This is a genomic window from Sphingobium chungbukense (assembly GCF_001005725.1).
GTDB lineage: Bacteria > Pseudomonadota > Alphaproteobacteria > Sphingomonadales > Sphingomonadaceae > Sphingobium > Sphingobium chungbukense.
On record NZ_LBIC01000038.1, the window covers coordinates 1 to 617 of the forward strand.

Annotated in this window: 1 protein-coding gene; it reads left to right on the plus strand. The window is 64.3% G+C overall.

Annotated elements, in window-relative coordinates:
• Positions 1 to 617 (plus strand): ArdC family protein (locus YP76_RS26435; protein ID WP_046766348.1); only part of this gene is annotated, 617 nt, incomplete at both ends.

The following is a 617-nucleotide window of genomic DNA, read 5'->3' on the forward strand; positions in this document are numbered from 1 at the left end:
CCTGGCGTTCGTGTGCGGCGCAGGGGCGTCCGCTGCGGGCCAATGGCGAGCCGTATCGCGGCATGAACACCTTTTGGCTGTGGCTGGCTGCCGAGCAATGCGGCTATCGGTCACGGCATTGGATGACCTACCGCCAGGCGCAGACCCTTGGCGGGCAGGTCCGTGCCGGTGAGCAGGCGCAATTTGCAATCTTCTACAAGGCCTATTCGAAGAAGGTCGATTCCAGCGAACGTCCCGGCGAGCTGGTCGATGAGCATCGCCGGGTGATGCGGTCCTATGCGGTCTTCAATGCAGACCAGATCGACGCGCTGCCGTCCGATTTCTATCCAGAACCGCTATCGCTCGTCCCACCGGGCGACCGGCTCGGTGCGCGGGCACAACGCTTCGTCGATCGCCTGCCGGCGCGGCTGCGGACTGGAGGCGATCGCGCCTATTATAACCTGCGCGCAGACCTCATCACGATGCCGCCCGTCGAACAGTTCGACACGCGTGCTGCATGGGCGGCCACGCTCGCGCATGAGGCTGGTCATTGGACGGGTCATCCAGACCGGCTTGCCCGATCCTTCGGCAAGCGCTTCGGCGATCAGGCCTATGCGTTCGAGGAGTTGGTCGCCTTA